16 protein-coding genes and 1 rRNA gene are annotated in these 18383 nt (G+C 73.2%); 5 read left to right on the top strand and 12 right to left on the bottom strand.

What is annotated here, in order from left to right; genetic code table 11:
* The first annotated feature begins 219 nt into the window (after positions 1-219).
* The 3 genes from ACFVQG_RS21645 to ACFVQG_RS21635 all read left to right on the top strand — a co-directional run bounded on the left by ACFVQG_RS21645 (position 220) and on the right by ACFVQG_RS21635 (position 5170).
* Positions 220-2022: a glycoside hydrolase family 15 protein gene (locus ACFVQG_RS21645; protein ID WP_383385659.1), complete on the top strand. Its 1803-nt coding sequence runs from the start codon at positions 220-222 to the stop codon at positions 2020-2022.
* 70 nt (positions 2023-2092) lie between these two features.
* Complete coding sequence (locus ACFVQG_RS21640; protein ID WP_383385656.1) at positions 2093-3475, top strand: FAD-binding oxidoreductase; 1383 nt, start codon at positions 2093-2095, stop codon at positions 3473-3475.
* Between the two features lie 33 nt (positions 3476-3508).
* Positions 3509-5170, top strand: coding sequence for a PucR family transcriptional regulator (locus tag ACFVQG_RS21635; protein WP_383385654.1), 1662 nt, complete (start codon positions 3509-3511; stop codon positions 5168-5170).
* A 77-nt stretch (positions 5171-5247) separates the two neighbouring features.
* On the opposite strand, the gene ACFVQG_RS21630 is transcribed toward ACFVQG_RS21635, so the two are convergent.
* From ACFVQG_RS21630 to ACFVQG_RS21610, 5 genes are all read right to left on the bottom strand, one after another.
* Positions 5248-6384: a glycosyltransferase family 4 protein gene (locus ACFVQG_RS21630; protein ID WP_383385651.1), complete on the bottom strand. Its 1137-nt coding sequence runs from the start codon at positions 6382-6384 to the stop codon at positions 5248-5250.
* A 230-nt stretch (positions 6385-6614) separates the two neighbouring features.
* Complete coding sequence (gene recN / locus ACFVQG_RS21625; protein WP_383385648.1) at positions 6615-8363, bottom strand: DNA repair protein RecN; 1749 nt, start codon at positions 8361-8363, stop codon at positions 6615-6617.
* A gap of 136 nt (positions 8364-8499) precedes the next feature.
* Entirely contained in the window at positions 8500-9405 is a 906-nt protein-coding gene (locus ACFVQG_RS21620; protein WP_383385645.1) for an NAD kinase, read from the bottom strand.
* Complete coding sequence (locus ACFVQG_RS21615; RefSeq protein ID WP_383385642.1) at positions 9402-10217, bottom strand: TlyA family RNA methyltransferase; 816 nt, start codon at positions 10215-10217, stop codon at positions 9402-9404. Before ACFVQG_RS21615 ends, ACFVQG_RS21620 begins: the two co-directional genes overlap by 4 nt.
* Before the next feature lie 60 nt (positions 10218-10277).
* Complete coding sequence (locus tag ACFVQG_RS21610; RefSeq protein WP_383385639.1) at positions 10278-10556, bottom strand: hypothetical protein; 279 nt, start codon at positions 10554-10556, stop codon at positions 10278-10280.
* A gap of 42 nt (positions 10557-10598) precedes the next feature.
* Here ACFVQG_RS21610 and ACFVQG_RS21605 point away from each other — a divergent pair, with 42 nt between their 5' ends.
* The gene (locus tag ACFVQG_RS21605; protein ID WP_383385636.1) at positions 10599-10946 is read left to right on the top strand and encodes a sterol-binding protein; all 348 of its coding nucleotides are present in this window, start codon (positions 10599-10601) and stop codon (positions 10944-10946) included.
* Here ACFVQG_RS21605 and ACFVQG_RS21600 read toward each other — a convergent pair.
* From ACFVQG_RS21600 to ACFVQG_RS21585, 4 genes are all read right to left on the bottom strand, one after another.
* On the bottom strand, positions 10930-11829 hold the full coding sequence (locus ACFVQG_RS21600) for an ABC transporter ATP-binding protein (protein ID WP_383385633.1): 900 nt from the start codon (positions 11827-11829) through the stop codon (positions 10930-10932). The two genes, ACFVQG_RS21605 and ACFVQG_RS21600, sit on opposite strands and share 17 nt — an antisense overlap.
* Positions 11826-12911 carry a FecCD family ABC transporter permease gene (locus tag ACFVQG_RS21595; RefSeq protein ID WP_383387020.1) on the bottom strand — a complete coding sequence of 362 codons (1086 nt, stop codon included), beginning with the start codon at positions 12909-12911 and terminating at the stop codon, positions 11826-11828. The genes ACFVQG_RS21600 and ACFVQG_RS21595 overlap by 4 nt, the downstream gene beginning before the upstream one ends.
* A gap of 2 nt (positions 12912-12913) precedes the next feature.
* Entirely contained in the window at positions 12914-13960 is a 1047-nt protein-coding gene (locus ACFVQG_RS21590; protein ID WP_383385630.1) for a FecCD family ABC transporter permease, read from the bottom strand.
* Between the two features lie 62 nt (positions 13961-14022).
* Positions 14023-15051: an HAD hydrolase-like protein gene (locus ACFVQG_RS21585; protein ID WP_383385627.1), complete on the bottom strand. Its 1029-nt coding sequence runs from the start codon at positions 15049-15051 to the stop codon at positions 14023-14025.
* A gap of 84 nt (positions 15052-15135) precedes the next feature.
* Between ACFVQG_RS21585 and ACFVQG_RS21580 the strand changes: the two genes are divergently transcribed.
* On the top strand, positions 15136-16428 hold the full coding sequence (locus tag ACFVQG_RS21580; protein WP_383385624.1) for a DUF1015 family protein: 1293 nt from the start codon (positions 15136-15138) through the stop codon (positions 16426-16428).
* A 95-nt stretch (positions 16429-16523) separates the two neighbouring features.
* On the opposite strand, the gene ACFVQG_RS21575 is transcribed toward ACFVQG_RS21580, so the two are convergent.
* The 3 genes from ACFVQG_RS21575 to rrf all read right to left on the bottom strand — a co-directional run.
* On the bottom strand, positions 16524-17246 hold the full coding sequence (locus ACFVQG_RS21575; protein ID WP_383387017.1) for a tetratricopeptide repeat protein: 723 nt from the start codon (positions 17244-17246) through the stop codon (positions 16524-16526).
* Positions 17225-18103 (bottom strand): hypothetical protein, encoded by an 879-nt coding sequence (locus ACFVQG_RS21570; protein WP_383387104.1) that lies wholly within the window; start codon positions 18101-18103, stop codon positions 17225-17227. The genes ACFVQG_RS21575 and ACFVQG_RS21570 overlap by 22 nt, the downstream gene beginning before the upstream one ends.
* A gap of 187 nt (positions 18104-18290) precedes the next feature.
* Positions 18291-18383: ribosomal RNA gene (rrf, locus tag ACFVQG_RS21565) — 5S ribosomal RNA — on the bottom strand; the annotation flags it as partial.

Here is an 18383-nt window from a genome sequence, read left to right as displayed (position 1 = left end):
GACACTCGCTGCCGAGCGCGCCGGCTGTACGGCACCACCCCCGCCCGTAAGCACCGGAACAACGAGAGCTCGTCAGTTCGTTGAGAAGGAATTGTCTTTTCGCTGTAGGGCGACTCGACTGTTTTGCTGTACATCTCAGCGACGCAATACAACGACCCCTTGACCGCACTAGCGAATGCCCCCGTGTGGGGCGACGTGGCCGTTCGACTGGAGTTGCACGTGGCCGGGCGCATCGAAGACTACGCACTCATCGGAGACATGCAGACCGCCGCACTGGTCTGCCGGGACGGCACAGTCGACTGGCTGTGCCTGCCCCGCTTCGACTCGCATGCCATCTTCGCCGGGCTGTTGGGCACCGAGGAGCACGGCTTCTGGCGGATCGGACCGGCGCACCCCGCCGACGCGGCGCCGCCCAGGGCGGCCCGGCGCGGCTACCGCGGCGACTCGCTGGTCCTGGAAAGCGAGTGGGACACCCCGCGCGGCACGGTCCGTGTGACGGACTTCATGCCCCCGCGTGACGGCGCCCCGCAGCTGATCCGGATCGTGGAGGGCGTCTCCGGCCGGGTGCCGATGCGCTCGGCGCTGCGCATGCGGTTCTCCTACGGCCGGGTCGTGCCCTGGGTGCACAAGCACGAGGGCCGTACGGTCGCCGTCGCGGGCCCGGACTCGGTGTGGTTCGACACCGAGTGCGAGACCTACGGCAAGACGCTGACGACGTACGCGGACTTCACCGTCGCCCCGGGCGACCGGATCGCGTTCACCATCTCCTGGCAGGCCTCGCACCGTGAGCCGCCGCCGCTGCCGGAGCCGGAGCAGTCGCTGGAGGCGACCGAGGAGTTCTGGCGGGAGTGGGTGGAGCACTGTACGTACCACGGCCCGTACCGCGAGGCGGTGATCCGCTCCCTGATCACGCTGAAGGCGCTGACGTACGCCCCCACCGGCGGCATCGTGGCGGCCCCCACCACCTCCCTGCCCGAGGAGATCGGCGGCGTCCGCAACTGGGACTACCGCTACACCTGGCTGCGCGACGCCGCGATCACCCTGTCCTCGCTGCTGCGCACCGGCTACCGCGAGGAGGCCCGCGCCTGGCGTGAGTGGCTGCTGCGGGCGGTCGCGGGCGACCCCGAGAACCTCCAGATCATGTACGGCATCGCGGGCGAGCGCGAGCTGGGCGAGGCCGAGCTGGACTGGCTGCCCGGCTACGAGAACTCCGCCCCGGTCCGGGTCGGCAACGGCGCGGCCCACCAGCTCCAGCTCGACGTCTACGGCGAGGTCACCGAGGCCCTGCACCTGGCCCACATGACCGGCCTGGCCCGCAACGACTACGCCTCGCTGCTCCAGCTCAAGCTGATCCGCTACCTGGAGGACCACTGGCAGGAACCGGACGAGGGCATCTGGGAGGTGCGCGGCCCGCGCCGCCACTTCGTGCACTCCAAGGTCATGGCGTGGGTCGCGGTCGACCGCACCATCAAGCTGATCGAGTCCGGTGACGCGGACGGCCCGCTGGAGCGCTGGAAGGAACTGCGCGACGACATCCACCGGGACGTCTGCGAGAAGGGCTACGACAAGGAGCGCAACACCTTCACCCAGTCCTACGGCTCCAAGGAACTGGACGCCTCGCTGCTGCTGATCCCGCAGATGGGCTTCCTGCCGCCGGACGACAAGCGGGTGATCGGCACCATCGAGGCGATCCAGCGCGAGCTGTCCACCACGGACGGCTTCATCCTGCGCTACCCCACCGACGGCGAGAAGGCGGGCGTCGACGGCCTCCCCGGCGACGAGGGCGCGTTCCTCGCCTGCTCGTTCTGGATGGCCGACGACCTGGCGATGATCGGCCGCGTGGACGAGGCCCGCAAGCTGTTCGAGAAGCTCCTCGCCCTGCGCAACGACCTCGGTCTGCTCGCCGAGGAGTGGGACCCGCGCCTGCAGCGCCAGGTCGGCAACTTCCCCCAGGCCTTCAGCCACGTGCCGCTCATCGACACCGCGCTGCGCCTGACGGCGTCGGGGGCGTACGGCGGCTGACCGCGCGGGTGGGGCCGCCCCTGCCTAGCCTGGAAGAGGACGGTAACTCCCTTCCGGGAAGGGGGCGGCCATGGCTTCCCTTTCCAAGGCGGGCGCGGCCCTCGCCGCGCTGCGCGAGGATCTCACCGGCGAGGTGTTCGCGCCGGGGGACCCGGGCTACGACGACGCCCGGAGCGTGTTCAACGCCATGATCGACCGGCGGCCCGCCGTGCTCGCCCAGTGCGCCGACGAGGCGGACGTGGTGCGGGCGGTGCGGTTCGGGCGGGACCTGGACCTGAACATCGCGGTGCGCGGCGGCGGGCACAGCGTCGCGGGCATGGGCGTGAACGACGCCGGGCTGGTGGTCGACCTGCGCCGGATGCGCGGGGTGACCGTCGATCCGGCGGCGGAAGCGGTACGGGTCGAGGGCGGCGCCACCATGAGCCACCTGGACCGCGCGACCCAGCCGTACGGCCTGGCGACCACCGGCGGCCGGGTCTCCACCACCGGCGTCGGCGGCTTCGTCCTGGGCGGCGGCACGGGCTGGCTGGACCGCTGGTGCGGCCTGGCCGTGGACAATCTCCTCGGCGTCGAACTGGTCACCGCCGACGGCACGCGCGTGCACGCCAACGCCGACGAGAACCCGGACCTGTTCTGGGCGCTGCACGGCGGCGGCGGCAACTTCGGCATCGCCACCGCGCTGACGCTGGAACTGCACGAGCTGCCCGGGTTCGCCATCGCCCTGGTGGTGTACCTGCCGGAGTACGGCCCCGAGGTGGTCCGCACCTACCGGGAGCTGATCGCGCACGGCCCCACGGAGGCGGGCGGCGCGATCCTGTACGTCACCGGCCCGCCCGAGGACTTCGTACCGCCGTCCCTGGTGGGGAAGCTGACCTGCCTCGCGCTCCTCACCTACGCGGGCGGCGAGCAGGACCTGCGCAAGGTCGCCGAGCCGCTGCTGGCACTGCCGCACGAGGCGGAGGTCGTGGGCGCCATGCCGTACGCCGACGTGCAGTGCATGATCGACGATCCGCCCGGCCTGCGGAACTACTGGTCGGCGGAGTACCTCACGGGCCTCCCCGACGCCCTCGTGGACGTCTTCTGCGCCCGCGCGGACACCCTCCCCGTCCCCACCGGCACCCAGCACGTCCTCTTCCCGCAGGGCGGCGCGATCGCCGACGGCCCCGCCGACTACCCCGTCCCCTACCGGGACGCCCCCTGGTCGGTGCACCCGTTCGGCATCTGGGAGGACCCCGCCGACGACGACCGCTGCGTCCGCTGGGTCCACGACGTCCGCACCGACGTGCGCCCCTGGTCCACCGGCGCGGTCTACCTCAACTTCATCGGCGACGAGGGCACCGACCGGGTCGCGGCGGGCCTGGGCCCGGAGAACACCGCCCGCCTGGCGGCCCTCAAGCGCCGCTACGACCCGGACAACGTGTTCCGCTTCAACCACAACGTCCGCCCGGCCTGACCCCGTCCGGCCCGCACAGGTAGCGTCCGCCGCATGGACAGCCGTACGGACCACCGATTCGACAGCCAGGCCGGGCACGACGCCGGGATCACCGTGCGGCGGGCGCTGGAGCTGCCCGGCCTGCGCGGTGGGCTCCCCGAGGTCCTCGCGGGCGCCGACCGGCTGCACCGGACCGTGCGCTGGGTGCACGCGGGCGAGGTGCCGAACATCGCCTCGCTGCTCAAGGGCGGCGAGCTGCTGCTGACCACCGGCTACGGGCTCGGCACCCGCCCGGCCGAGCAGCGCGCGTTCGTGCGCACCCTGGCCGAGCGCGGCATCGCGGCGCTCGTCGTCGAACTGGGCCCGCGCTTCAGCCGGTTGCCCGCCACGCTGGTCGAGACGGCGCGCGCGGCCGGGCTGCCGCTGGTCCAACTGCACCGCGAGGTGCCCTTCGTGACGGTCACGGAGGAGATCCACACCGAGATCGTCAACGGCCACTACGCGCTGTTGCAGCGGGCGGAGGAGGTGCACCGCCGTTGCACCGAGGCACTGCTCGGCGGCGGCGGTGTCCCCCAGGTGCTCGGCATCCTGGCCGACTTCTGCGGCAACCCGGTGTTCCTGGAGACCGCCGACGGCCAGCTCCTGTACGCGGCCGGGGCCGGGCCCGAGGGGGCCGATCCGCTGCAGGTCTGGGAGGGCCTGCGGGGCCCGCACAAGGACGCCCCGCCGCCCGCCGGGTCGGTGCTGGTGGACGTGCCCGGCGGCGGTCCGGGGGCGGGCTCGGTGCGGGGCCGTCTGGTGTCGCTGCCGGTGCGCGCGCCGCTCGCGCCGGTGCACCGCATCGCCGCCGAGCGGGCCGCGGGCATCCTGGCGGTGGTGCTGATGCAGGCCCGCCAGGAGGAGGAGCTGGCCGCGCGGGGGCGCGGGGACTTCCTCACCGACCTCGCCGAGGGCCGTATCACCGCCGAGGCCGCGCCCGCGCAGGCCCGCGTACTCGGCTTCAAGCCCGGCGACAGCCCGCTGCTGCCGGTGGTCATGCGGCTGGGCGAGGCGCTCTCGCCCGGCGGCGGCTGGGCGGTGCTCGCGCGGGCGGTCGCCGAGGAGCTGGCCTCGGTCGGCGTGCCGGTGCTGCTGGGCGTACGGCCGGTGGAGGGCCGTGTCCCGCTGCTGCTGGGCCTGCGCGCGGAACCGGAGCGGGCGGCCGTCGCCGACCGGGTGGCGGTGGCCCTGCGGGCGGGCGTCGAGCGGGCCGGGATGCGGCGGCCCGGCGCGCGCGAGCCGGTCGTGGTCGTCGGACCGGCCGGGAACTGGGCGGCGGCCTCGGCGGGGCTGCGGCACGCCGCGGAGACGGCGACGGCGGCCCAGGGGCTCCCGGACCGGCCCTGGTACGACGCCCGCCGCCTGGACATCGACCTGCTGCTGTGGCGGCTGCGCGACCACCCCGACCTCGCGGCCTTCGTCGACCGCGCCATCGGCCCGCTGCGCGACCACGACCGCCGCTCCCGGCCCCCGCTGCTGCCTACCCTGGAGACCTATCTGGCCCACGCGGGCCGCAAGGCCGAGACGGCCCGCGAACTGCACCTCAACCGGCAGACGCTCTACAACCGCCTCGCCCGCATCGGCGAACTGCTGGGCACGGACCTGGACGACCCGCAGACGGTCCTGACCCTCAGTCTGGCCCTGCGTGCGCGCCGCCATGTGGACCAGCACGCCTAGGGCCTGTCTGACCATTCCCGTCGTCGCCCGAAGCGCCGCTGAGCAGGCGGGAATCGTCAGACAGGCCCTGGTTCCGGTCAGATCAGCGGCCGGGGCTGCGTCAACTCGTCGTACACGCTGAGCACCTGGGCGATCGTCTCGTCCTCGGTCGGCCAGCTGGCCGCCTGCCGGGCGCCCCGCTGCGCCAGCCACTCCCGCCGCGCCGGATCGCCGAGCAGCCGGACGACGGCGTCGGCGAGGGCGCGCGCGTCCCCGTACGGGATCAGCTCGGCGGCGTCGCCCACCATGTCGGGCACCCCGCCCACGCGGGTGGCGACGAGCGGCACGCCCGCGTGGAGGGCCTCCTGCGCGAGTACGGAGCGTGACTCCCACCGGCTCGTCAGCAGCGCCAGATCGGCCGCCGCGAGCAGTTCGCCCACGTCGTCACGGCGCCCCATCAGCCGTACCGGCAGCCCCTCGGCCTCGATCCGGGCCTGCAACTCCGCCCACAGCGGCCCCTCCCCCGCGATCACCACCACCGGCACGGGGTCCAGGCCCAGCCACGCGCGGGAGGCGTCCAGCAGGACGTCGTAGCCGCGGTGCTGGTCCAGGGAGCCGACGGCGACGAGCAACGGGCGGCCGGTGGCGCCGAGTTCGGCGAGGATCTTGGGCGGCAGCCGGTCGGGGTCCACCGGCTCGGTGTCCGTACGACGGCCGGGCAGGGCGACCGCGGCGAGCCGGGCGTCCCGCGCCCCGCTGCGGCGGGCCCGGTCCACCAGGTCCGAGGTGGCCCCGAGCACCAGGGTGGCCGCCCGCACCACCCGCCGCTCCAGCATCCGCAGCAGATGGGCCCGCGCGCCCTCCGCGTGCGCCCGGTTGTGCCAGGTGACGACGAGCGGGGTACGGCGCCCGCCGAGCGCCAGCACCGTACGGAACGAGGCGTGCAGCCCGTGCGCGTGCACCAGGTCGGCGTCCGCACAGGCCGCCCGCAGCGCCGCCACGGACGCCGGGTCGCTGCTGCGGGGGATGTGTACGTGGTCGGCGCCGATGCCCGTGAAGTCGTAGGCGCGTTCGGCCTCGACGGGGGCGCACACCGTGACCCGCACGCCCCGCGCCACCAGCCCGGCCGCCAGCGACCGCACGTGCGCGCTGCTGCCGACGCTGCCTCCGCCCAGCACCTGCACGGTACGCAACGACGACTGGCCGTGCGGTGAGGGGCTGATCACGGGGCTCACGCGGCCGGCACTCCTGGTTCGGCGACAGAGGGGTCACGAAGAAACGTACAGAAGGATCGGGCGGAGGAACTGCACCGCGCCTTCCGCGCGTGCACCGCGCTAAGGATGCCAGGACATCCGTCCCCGACGACAATGCCGGGTTCGGCGGCCTCCCGTCCTCCGCCACGTCACGTCACCCACACGGGTGAGGCAGGGACACCTTTGTACGAGACGCCCGTGGACGCCGCCCGTTACGCCTCACCCCGCGCCGTCGCCAGCAACTCCTCCGCGTGCGCCCGCGCCGTCTCGGAGTCCTCCTGTCCGGCCAGCATCCGCGACAGCTCCCGGATCCGCTCCTCGCCCTCCAGGACCTTCACGCCGGAGCGGGTCACGGACCCGTCGCTGGTCTTCTCCACCAGCAGCTGCCGGTCCGCGAACGCGGCCACCTGCGGAAGGTGCGTGACGACCACGACCTGCGCCGACTTCGCGAGCCGCGCGAGCCGCCGCCCGATCTCCACCGCCGCCTTGCCGCCGACGCCCGCGTCCACCTCGTCGAAGAGATACGTCGGCACCGGATCCGTCCCCGCGAACACGACCTCCACGGCCAGCATCACGCGCGACAGCTCACCGCCCGACGCCCCCTTGGCGATCGGCCGCGGCGGCGCCCCCGGGTGCGGGGCGAGCAGCAGCTCCACCTCGTCGGCACCGGACGGCCCGTACGCCACCGTACGGCCGCCGACCTCGACGCCCTCCGGGTCCTCGGTCTGCCGGATGTCGAAGGACACGCGCGCGTGCGGCATCGCCAGCGAGGCCAGCTCCTCGGTCACCGCCGCGGCGAACCGCTCGGCGGCCTCCGTACGGGCGTCGGTCAGCGCCTGCGCCAGCCCGCCCAGCTCGGTGCGCAGCGCGTCCCGCTCGGCGGTCAGCTCGGTGATCCGCTCGTCGTCGCCGTCGAGTTCGGTCAGCCGCGCGGCGCCCTGCTCGGCCCACGCGAGGACGGCAGCGGTGTCGACGTTCCCGCCGTACTTGCGGGTGAGCGCCGTCAGCGCGGCCCGCCGCTCCTCCACCGCCGACAGCCGCAGCGGATCGGCGTCCAGGTCGTCGGCGTACCCCGCCAGCTCCCCGGCGACGTCCCCCAGCAGGATGCCGACCTCCCCGATCCGGTCGGCGAGCGCGGCCAGCGCCGGGTCGTGGGAGCGTACGGCCTCCAGGGCCCGGTGGGCGCCCGCGACGAGCGTGGCGGCGTCCACACCCTCGGGGTCCTCGGGGTTGCCCGCGAGAGCGGCGTGCGCGGCCGTCGCGGCGGACGCCAGCGCCTCCGCGTGCCCGAGCCGCTCGGCCTCCTCCGCCAGCTCCACGTCCTCACCGGCGCGCGGTTCGACGGCGGCGATCTCGTCGAGGCCGTAGCGCAGCAGGTCGGCCTCCTGGGCCCGCTCACGCGCGCGTGTGGTGATCTCCTCCAGCTCGACGGAGACCGCCCGCAGCCGCTGGTACGCCTCGGTGTACTTGCCGAGCGGCACCGCGACCGCGTACCCGGCGTACCGGTCGAGCGCCTGCCGCTGCCGGGACAGCTTCAGCAGCCCCTGCTGGTCGGTCTGCCCGTGCACGGCCACCAGTTCGTCGGCCAGCTCCGCGAGCAGCCCCACGGGCACGCTGCGCCCGCCCAGGTGGGCTCGCGAGCGCCCCTCGGCGGAAACGGTACGGCTGATCAGCAGGGTGCCCTCGTCCAGCTCGGCCCCGGCCTCCTCGGCGCGCACGGCGGCCACCGCGTCGTCGGGCACGGCGATCCGCCCCTCGACGACGGCGTTCTTCGCGCCGATCCGCACCAGCGCCGGGTCCGCCCGACCGCCCAGCAGCAGCCCCAGACTCGTGACCACCATGGTCTTGCCCGCCCCGGTCTCACCCGTGACGGCCGTGAAACCGGGCGACAGCTCGACGACCGCGTCGTCGATGACACCGAGCGACCGTATCCGCATCTCCTCAAGCACGGACACGACCATACGAGGTGGAGCGGCACCAGTGCGAGGCGCCCTGTCACCCGGGCGAGTGGACCGACCCGAAGGGACGCGGGGAACGGCGCGAGCAAGCACGACGAACCCGCAGCCGCCAGAACACGCAAACCACCCCCACGAACCGCTAGTGCGGCGCTCCCCGCCACCCGGAGACGGGCAACGCGAACTTGGCGACCAACCGGTCGGTGAACGACGCGTGGTGCAGCCGCGCCAAGCGAACCGGCACGGTCCCCCGCCGCACCTCCACCCGCGCCCCGGGCGGCAACTCCACCGTCCGCCGCCCGTCACACCACAGCACCCCCGGCGGGACGTGCGGCAGTATCTCCACCGCCAGCACCGAATCCGGCGACGTCACCAACGGCTTCGCGAACAGCGCGTGCGCGCTGATCGGCACCATCAGCAGCGCCTCCACCTCCGGCCACACCACAGGACCGCCCGCGGAGAACGCGTACGCGGTCGACCCGGTCGGCGTCGCGCACACGATCCCGTCGCACCCGAACCCCGTCACCGGCCGCCCGTCGATCTCCAGCACGACCTCCAGCATCCGCTCGGCGGACACCTTCTGCACGGCCGCCTCGTTCAGCGCCCAGTCGGTGTGCACGATGTCGCCGTTGCTGTGCACGACGACGTCGACGGTCATCCGCTCCTCGACCTCGTAGGCACGGGAGACCACCCGGTCCACGACCTTGTCCAGGTCGTCCCGCTCGGCCTCGGCGAGGAACCCGACCCGCCCCAGGTTGACGCCGAGCATCGGCACCCCGGACGCCCGCGCGAACTCCGCGCCGCGCAGCAGCGTGCCGTCACCGCCGAGGACGATCAGCAGCTCGCACCCGTCGAGGCACTGCGGGGTCGCCTCCTTGACGAGCTGCACGCTGTCCGGCAGCGGCAGGTCCGCCGCCTCGGCCTCCAGCACCCGCACACCGAGCCCGGACCGCAGCAGCCCCTTCACCACCAGCTCGGCGCTGCGGATGGCGGCCGGGCGGCCGGTGTGGGCGAGGAGGAAAACAGTACGAGCGGTGTTCGGTGTCAACGTGGCCCCTCCGCAACTGCACGGTCGACGTCGGCCGGGTCCAGGCGGTCAGCCCCGGCCCGCAGCCACAGAAAGTACTCGACGTTGCCGGAGGGCCCCGGCAGCGGGCTGGCCGTGACGCCCCGGACCCCGAGCCCCAGCTCCCACGCCCGCTCGGCCACCCCGCGCACGGCCTCGGCCCGCAACTCCGGGCTGCGCACCACACCGCCGCTGCCCAGCCGGTCCTTGCCCACCTCGAACTGCGGCTTGACCATCAGCACCAGGTCGGCGTCCGGCTTCGTGCACCGCGCCAGCGCGGGCAGCACCAGCCCGAGCGGAATGAAGGACAGATCCCCCACGACAAGATCCACAGGCTCCCCATCGATCGCCTCAAGCGTCAACTCGCGTACGTTCGTACGGTCCTTGACGGTGACGCGTTCATCGCTCTGGAGAGTCCACGCGAGTTGGCCGTATCCCACGTCCACGGCGACGACGTGCGCGGCCCCGGCCCGCAGCAGCACGTCGGTGAAGCCGCCGGTCGACGCCCCGGCGTCCAGCGCCCGCCGCCCCTCGACGACCAGCCCGCGCGGGACGAACGCCGCCAGCGCGCCCGCGAGCTTGTGCCCGCCCCGGGAGACGTACTCGGGGTCACTGTCGTCGGCCGTGACGACGATCGCGGCGGCGGTCTCCACCTGGGTGGCGGGCTTGGTCGCCACGGTCTTGCCGACGCTGACCCGCCCGGCGGCGATCAGCTGGCTGGCGTGCTCGCGCGAGCGCGCGAGCTTGCGGCGGACCAGCTCCGCGTCGAGACGGCGGCGTGCGACTCCTGCCACGTTCGGTTCAGCTCCTACTGCCGGTACGTCGAATCAAAAAAAGGGGGGACCCGAAGGGTCTCATCGAGGGGTGGTGGTCGGGTGACGGGTGGGAGCCGGAGGTCCCGGGCGGGCGTCGAGCGCGGTGAGCGCGTCGCGCAGCCCCCGGTGTACATCCTCGTACACCTCGACGTGTCCGTCCGTGGCGAGGTGGTCGGCATCGGCCAGCCGCGCCAGCTGGGCGTCGACCTCGGGGTCGCCGGTGGGGTCGCGCGGGACGTTCAGCGGGGCGGGCGCGGCGGGGTCGGCCGCGACAGCCTCCGACTCGGCCACCGCTTCCTGGGGAACGGGATCGTGCATGCCCAGACGCTACCCCGAACCCCTGCGGTACCGTCGGTCGCGATGGCCACGATCGAGGAGTGCCGCGCGGCGCTCGACAAGCTCTCCGGAAACATGCAGCACGCCGAGGGGGACGTCCGCGAGGCGACGCTCCTGGACCGCTCGGTGAGCTGCCACATCAAGGACCTCGACGTCACCTTCGTGGGCCGTCTCAAGGGCGGCAGGATCGAGGTCCACGACACCGTCCAGGGCGCACCCCGCGAGAGGGCGCAGATCCGCCTGACGCTGACCGGCGACGACCTGCTGGCCCTGGTCGACGGCGAGCTGCACTTCGCCCGGGCCTGGGGCTCGGGCCGGGTGAGGCTGGAGGCGGGTCTGAGGGACCTGTTCCACCTCAGGAAGCTGCTGTAGCCCCCGTCTTCTCCACCGCCTTCTCGATGCCCCTGGCCCTGGCCTTGCGCGCCGCGGGCACGACCAGCGGTGTCCCCGTCTCCGGGTCGTCGATGACCTGGCAGCGCAGCCCGAAGACGTCCTCCACCAGCCCGGCGGTGACGACGTCGTTCGGCGCGCCCTGCGCGATGACCTCGCCGCCGCGCAGGGCGATGAGGTGGGTGGCGTAGCGGGCGGCGTGGTTCAGGTCGTGCAGGACGGCGACCAGGGTGCGCCCCTGCTCCTCGTGCAGCTGGGCGCACAGGTCCAGTACGTCGATCTGGTGCTGGATGTCCAGATACGTCGTCGGCTCGTCCAGCAGCAGCAGCGGCGTCTGCTGGGCGAGGGCCATCGCGATCCACACCCGCTGCCGCTGACCGCCGGACAGTTCGTCCACGTACCGGTCGGCCAGCTCGGCGACCCCGGTCTGCGCCATGGACTCCTGGACGACCCGCTCGTCCTCGGCCGACCACTGGCGCAGGATGCCCTGGTGCGGATACCGGCCGCGGCCCACCAGGTCGCCGACGGTGATCCCGTCCGGCGCGATCGACGACTGCGGCAGCAGGCCGAGGGTGCGCGCGACCTTCTTCGCGGGCATCGACTGGATGACCTGCCCGTCGAGCAGCACCCGGCCCTCGTGGGGCTTGAGCATCCGCGACAGCGCCCGCAGCAGGGTCGACTTGCCGCACGCGTTCGGCCCGACGATCACCGTGAAGGAGTTGTCGGGTATCTCCACCGACAGCTGTTCGGCGATGACGCGCTGGTCGTAGGCGAGGGTGACGTTCTCTGCGGACAGGCGGTTCACGGTGCTCCTTGGGTTGTTCGGCTCGCGGTCGGCGCCGCGGCGGGGCCCACCGGTTCTCATATCCGGCCCGCCTTGCGCTCGGTGACGAGGAGCCACAGCAGATAGACGCCGCCGAGCACCCCGGTGACCACGCCCACGGGCAGCTGGTCGGCGCCGAACAGCCGCTGCGAGGCCCAGTCGGCGGTGACCAGGAGGGTGGCGCCCATGCACACGGAGGGCACCAGGTTCGGGCCGGGCGAGCGGGTCAGGCGGCGGGCGAGCTGCGGGGCGGTGAGCGCCACGAAGCTGACCGGCCCGGCGGCGGCGGTGGCGGTCGCGGTGAGCAGGACGGCGGCCACCAGCAGCAGCATCCGCAGCCGCTCCACCCGCACCCCGAGGGCGTACGAGACGTCGTCGCCCATCTCCATCATCCGCAGCCCGCGCCCGCCCGCGAGCACCAGCGGCAGCAGGACGGCGCACAGGACGAGCAGCGGCCAGACCTGGTCCCAGCCCCGGCCGTTGAGCGAGCCGGTCATCCACACCACCGCGCGGGAGGCGTCGACGAGGTCGGCCTTGGTGAGCAGATAGCCGTTGATCGCCGTGACGATCGCGGACACGCCGATACCGACCAGGACCAGCCGATAGCCGTGCACTCCCCGCTTCCAGGCGAGCACGTAGATGGCGATACCGGTCGCCAGTCCGCCGAGGAGCGCACCGACGGTGACCTGTGTGGCGCTCCCGGACATCAGCACGATCACGATGAGCGCGCCGGCCGTGGCGCCCTGGCCGAGGCCGAGCACGTCCGGACTGCCCAGCGGGTTGCGGGAGATGGCCTGGAACAGCGCGCCGCCGAGGCCGAGCGAGGCCCCGACCAGCAGCCCGACCAGGACGCGCGGCAGCCGCAGTTCGTTGACGACGAACTCCTGCATCGTGTCGCCGCCGCCGAACAGCGTCCTGACGACGTCCCCGGCGGAGATCTCGAAGTCCCCGGTCCCGATGAGCACCACACTCGCGGCGAACGCGGCGACCAGCAGCAGGACGACGACGACGAGGGCGCGCACGTCCACCCGCACGGAGAGCCCGCCGGGGGTGCGCAGGGTGCGGTTGGCGCGGGGACGGCTGTCGCGGGGACGGCTGTCGCGGGGACGGTGGGCGCGTTGGATCTTCACAGCTGGGCCGTCCTCCGCCGACGTACGAGAAAGATGAAGACCGGCCCGCCGAGCACGGCGGTGACGATGCCGACCTGAAGCTCCGCGGGCCGCGCCACGATCCGGCCGAGCACGTCGGCGCCGAGCAGCAGCACGGGCGACAGGACCGTGGCGTACGGCAGGATCCAGCGCATGTCGGGCCCGGTGAAGGAGCGCACCACATGCGGGACCATCAGGCCGACGAACACGATCGGACCGCAGGCGGCGGTCGCCGCCCCGCACAGCACCGTGGCCGCGAGCATGGACAGTGCCCGGGTGCGGTTGAGGTTGGCGCCGAGGGCCCGTGCGGTGTCGTCGCCCATGGCCATGGCGTTGAGCGGCCGGGCGAGCGCCAGCGCGAGCACCACCCCGGCCAGCAGGAAGGGCAGCACCTGCCTGATGGTCTGGTCGGTCGCCGAGTTCAGTGAACCGACCGTCCAGAAGCGCATCTTGCCCAGCGCCGCCTCGTCCATGATCATCACGGCCTGGAGATAGCCGAAGAGGGCGGCGCTGATCGCCGTACCGGCGAGCACCAGCCGCACCGGCGTCGCCCCCCGGCTGCCGCCGAGGAACCACACCAGGGCGCCCACCGAAGCCGCGCCGAGGAAGGCGAACCACACATAGCCGCTGAGGCTGGTGACGCCGAAGAAGGTGATGGCCGTGACGACCGCGGCGGACGCGCCCGCGTTGATGCCGAGCAGTCCGGGGTCGGCCAGCGGATTGCGGGTCAGCGCCTGGAGCACTGCTCCGGCCAGCCCGAACGCCGCACCGGCGAGCAGCCCCAGCCCGGTCCGCGACAGCCTCTCGTCCACGACGGCGTCGCCGTACGTCCCCGAACTCTCGAACAGGCCGTGCCAGACCTGCTCCAGCGAAAGCTCTTTGGCGCCGATCGCGATGCTCGCCAGCGCGACGAGCACCAGGACCACCACCGAGACGAGCAAGCCGACGGAACGTATCGCCGCCCGGCGGCTCGGGGGCGCGGGGGCGGTTTCCGCGCGCTGTACGGGAGGACTGTCGACCAACACGCAGTTAGGTTAGCCTACCCTCCTATTTGATCAAGATCCCGAGCCCCGCGCACGCCCTCCGGCTACAGCCCCAGCCGCGCCAGCGCCTTCCCCCCGTCCAGCTCGCACACCCCGTCACCGGCCGCCGTCCAGGCCGCCGCGCAGAGCGCCCGCAACCCGTCGAGCGCGCCCCCGTCCCCCTCGACCTCCAACCGCTCGCCACCCGCCCTGGCGGTCCACCCGCCGCACCGGAACCCCCCGTCCACGGCCTCCACCTCCGGCTGCCCGGTCAGCAACCCCCGCAGATCGGCGTCGACATAGGTGGGCCGGTACCGGGGCGCCGCCGCCAGCAGCTGCGCCCCGTCGGTCACCCCGGTCAGCACCAGCAGCGAGTCCACCTCGCCGTTGAACGCCCCTTCGATGTCCGTGTCCAGCCGGTCCCCCACCACCAACGGCCGCTCCGCCCCCGTCCGCAGGATCGTCTCCCGGTGCATCGGCGGCAGCGGCTTGCCCGCCACCTGAGGCTCGGCACCGGTCGCGATCCGCACCACCTCCACCGCCGCCCCGTTCCCCGGGGCGATCCCCCGCGCCCCCGGAATCGTCAGATCGGTGTTGGACGCGAACCAAGGCACCCCGCGCGCGATCGCGTAGCAGGCCTCCGCGAACCGCCCCCACGCCATGTCGGGCCCGCCGTACCCCTGCACCACCGCCACCGGATCGTCGTCCGCGGACTCGACCGGCACCAGCCCCCGTTCCCGCAGCGCCACCCGCAGCCCCTCACCGCCGATCACCAGCACCCGCGCTCCCGCGGGCACCTGCTCACTGATCAGCCGCGCCACCGCCTGCGCCGAGGTGATGACATCGTCCGCCGCCGTCGGTATCCCGAGCGCGGTCAGATGCGCGGCCACGGCGTCGGGCGTCCGCAGCGCGTTGTTCGTGACGTACGCCAGATGCATCCCGCCCGCGCGGGCCGTGCCGAGCGAGTCGACCGCGTACCGAATCGCCTGCCCGCCCGCGTACACCACGCCGTCCAGATCGAGCAGCGCCGTGTCATACGCCTCGCTCAGGGCCCGCCCACTGCCCTCGGGCCTCGTCCTGACGCTCCGGCTCATCACCACATCGCTCCTCGCTGATCCCGGTCCGCTCCGCTTTCCCCCGATCATCGCGTATCCCACTGACACACGTACGATGCCGGGATGAACGCAGCAGGTCACTCGGAAGCAACGAAGCGCCGAGGCCTCGAACTCACCCCGTTCCGAGGTTTGCGCTACGACCCCGACCGGGTCGGCAGTCTGGCCGCCGTGACATCGCCGCCGTACGACGTCGTGGTCCGCCCCGACGGCCTGCACCACCTGGAATCAGCCGACCCGCACAACATCGTCCGCCTGATCCTCCCGCAGGCCACCACCCCGGCCGCCCGCGACGAACAGGCCGCCGCCACCCTGCGCCGCTGGCTCGCCGAGGGAGTCCTCGCCGCCGACCCCGAGCCCGCCCTCTACGTCTACGAGCAGCGCGACCCCGACGGCACCCTCCAACGCGGCCTCATCGGCGCCCTGCGCGTCACGGACCCCGAGGACGGGCTGGTCCTCCCGCACGAGGACGTCATGCCGCACATCGTCGCCGAACGCGCCGACCTGATGCGCGCCACCTCGGCCAACCTCGAACCCCTGCTGCTGACCTACCGCGGCAACGGCTCGACGGCCCCCACCGCCGAGATCATCGAACGCGCCGCCGAAAAGCCCGCCCTCCTCGCCACCACCACCGAGGACGGCGTCAGCCACCGCCTGTGGTCCCTCGCCGACCCCACCGACCTGACGGCCATCCAGTCCGACCTCTCCCACCACCAGGCCCTCATCGCCGACGGCCACCACCGCTGGGCCACCTACCGCAGCCTCCGCGCGGAGCACCCCTCACCCAGCCCCTGGGACTACGGCCTGGTCCTCCTCGTCGACACCGCCCGCTACCCGCTGCGCGTCCGTGCCATCCACCGCCTGCTGCACGGCCTGCCGGTCGCGGACGCCCTGGCCGCCCTGGACGGCCTGTTCCGCGTACGGCACCTCCGGGCACCGCTCCCCGAGGCCCTGACGGCCCTCGCGGACGCCGCCCACGCGAGCAACGCCTTCCTCCTCGCCGGAGACGGCGCCTACCACCTCGTGGACCGCCCCGACCCGGGCCTCCTCACCCGCACCATCCCCACCGACCGCCCCCGGGCCTGGCGCACCCTGGACGCCACGGTCCTGCACGCGGCCCTCCTGGCCCACGTCTGGCACGTCCCCGAGGACTCCCCCGCCCACATCGCCTACATCCACGACGCCGCCGCCACCGTCGCCAAGGCCGAACACGACGGCGGTACGGCGGTCCTGATGCACCCGGTCCGCGAGGACGTCGTACGCGACCTCGCCCGCCAGGGCGTCACCATGCCCCGCAAGTCGACGTCCTTCGGCCCGAAACCGGCGTCGGGACTGGTACTGCGCGCGCTGGAGCGCTGAACGAAAAAGGGGCGGGTTCCGGTGGTGTGCACCGGAACCCGCCCCTTCTTCGTCTGGGCTTCTGGGCCTCTGGGCCTCTGGGCCTTTCGCCTACGTCAGTCCTTGTCGCCGCCGTTGTCCGAGGGGCCGTCCTGCTCCTCGTCCAGCGCGTCCATGAACTCGACACCGTCCAGCTCGGCCAGCCGGTCCGACGCGTCCGTGCTGCCGTCCCGGTCGGCCTCCACGGCCTTCGCGAACCACTCCCGCGCCTCCCCGCGCCGCCCGGCCGCGAGCAGCGCGTCCGCGTACGCGTACCGCAGCCTCGCGGACCACGGCTGTACGGCGTTGGAGGCCAGCTCCGAACTCTGCAGCGTCACGATCGCCGCGTCCAGCTGCCCCATGTCACGCCGGGCACCCGCCGCGACCAGCCGCATCTCGACCTGCCCGGCCTTGTCCAGCTTCTGCACCTCGGGCGCCCCGGCCATGTCCAGCGCCTTCTCCGGCCGCCCGAGCCCACGCTCGCAGTCGGCCATGAGGGGCCACAGCTCCACGCCACCGGTCATCCGCCGCGCCGCCCGGAATTCGGCCAGCGCCTCGGCGTACTTCTGGTTCGCGTACGCCGCGAACCCGGCCGCCTCCCGTACGGCAGCGACCCGCGACGCCAGCCGCAGCGCCACCCTGGAGTACCCGTAAGCACCCTCGGGGTCGTCGTCGATCAGCCTGGCCACCATCACCAGGTTCTTCGCGACGTCCTCCGCCAACGTCTTCGGCAGGCTCTGCAGTTCCTGCCGTACGTCCTTGTCGATCTCGTCCCCGGTCACGTCCTCCGGGATCGGCAGCCGCTTGATCGGCTCCCGGTCACGCTCCCGCTCCTCACGGAACCGTCCACCGCCACGGCGGTCGTCCCTACGGTCATCACGCCGGTCGTCCCGACGGTCGTCACGCCCACGGAACCCACCGGGCCGCCCGGGCCGCTCGTCACGCCGCGGGCCACGACCCCGGTCGTCGCGCCGGAAGCCTCCACGGTCGCCCCGCGGGGCGGGACGGTCGCCGTCACGTCGTTCGGTACGACGTCCATAGCCGCGGTCGTCGTCGCGACGGGGGGCGGGACGGTCGCTGTCACGTCGGTCATCGCGTCGGTCGTCACGACGGTCGTCGCGCCTGTCATCACGCCGGTCGTCACGCCGGAAGTCACGATCGCGGTCCCGGTCGCGGTCACGCCCGCGGTCGTCGCGCCGGAAGCCACCGCGGTCGTCACGGCGGTCGTCGCGTCGGTCATCACGCCGGTCGTCACGCCGGAAGCCACCGCGGTCGTCACGACGGTCATCACGCCGGTCGTCACGCCGGAAGCCACCGCGGTCGTCACGACGGTCATCACGGCGGTCGTCACGCCTGTCGTCACGCCTGTCATCACGGCGGTCGTCGCGTCGGTCATCACGGCGGACGTCGCGGCGATCATCCCGCCTGTCGTCACGGCGGTCGTCGCGCCGGTACGCCGGACGGTCCCCGTCCCGCCGGAACCCACGGTCCCTGTCCCGATCCCGGTCCCTGCTGTCGCCGCCCCGATCCCTGTCACGGTCCCGGTCGCGGTCATCGCGACGGGGGCCGCCGAACCGGTCATCGCGCCGGAAGCCACCACGCTGGCCGCGGTCACCACCACGGCCGCCCGTGCCGCCCGTGCTGCGGTCACCCTCACGCCGGGGCCCGCCGCGGTATCCGCCCCGATCCCCACCGTCGCGTCGCCGCGGTTCGCGATCCGGTCGCTCGTCGGGAGAGTTGGTGGACATCGGTGACTCCTGTCTTCGGTACCGCAAATCATTAAACAACGAAAGGACCCCTGGTCCCAGCTGAACGCTGGTGACCAGGGGTCCTTCCCAAAGATTGTTCGGCGGCGTCCTACTCTCCCACAGGGTCCCCCCTGCAGTACCATCGGCGCTGTAAGGCTTAGCTTCCGGGTTCGGAATGTAACCGGGCGT

The organism is Streptomyces sp. NPDC057877 (assembly GCF_042796855.1).
Lineage (GTDB): Bacteria > Actinomycetota > Actinomycetes > Streptomycetales > Streptomycetaceae > Streptomyces.
Note: the sequence above shows the minus strand (reverse complement) of the source record. Positions and strands in the feature narration are given on the sequence as shown.

Bases quoted from the DNA above. Each gene is read 5' to 3' on its own strand.
- ACFVQG_RS21640 (WP_383385656.1), top strand. From the start codon at position 2,093: ATGGCTTCCCTTTCCAAGGCGGGCGCGGCCCTCGCCGCGCTGCGCGAG.
- ACFVQG_RS21635 (WP_383385654.1), top strand. From the start codon at position 3,509: ATGGACAGCCGTACGGACCACCGATTCGACAGCCAGGCCGGGCACGAC.
- recN (WP_383385648.1), bottom strand. From the start codon at position 8,363: ATGGTCGTGTCCGTGCTTGAGGAGATGCGGATACGGTCGCTCGGTGTC.
- ACFVQG_RS21610 (WP_383385639.1), bottom strand. From the start codon at position 10,556: ATGCACGATCCCGTTCCCCAGGAAGCGGTGGCCGAGTCGGAGGCTGTC.
- ACFVQG_RS21605 (WP_383385636.1), top strand. From the start codon at position 10,599: ATGGCCACGATCGAGGAGTGCCGCGCGGCGCTCGACAAGCTCTCCGGA.
- ACFVQG_RS21600 (WP_383385633.1), bottom strand. From the start codon at position 11,829: ATGAGAACCGGTGGGCCCCGCCGCGGCGCCGACCGCGAGCCGAACAAC.
- ACFVQG_RS21585 (WP_383385627.1), bottom strand. From the start codon at position 15,051: ATGAGCCGGAGCGTCAGGACGAGGCCCGAGGGCAGTGGGCGGGCCCTG.
- ACFVQG_RS21580 (WP_383385624.1), top strand. From the start codon at position 15,136: ATGAACGCAGCAGGTCACTCGGAAGCAACGAAGCGCCGAGGCCTCGAA.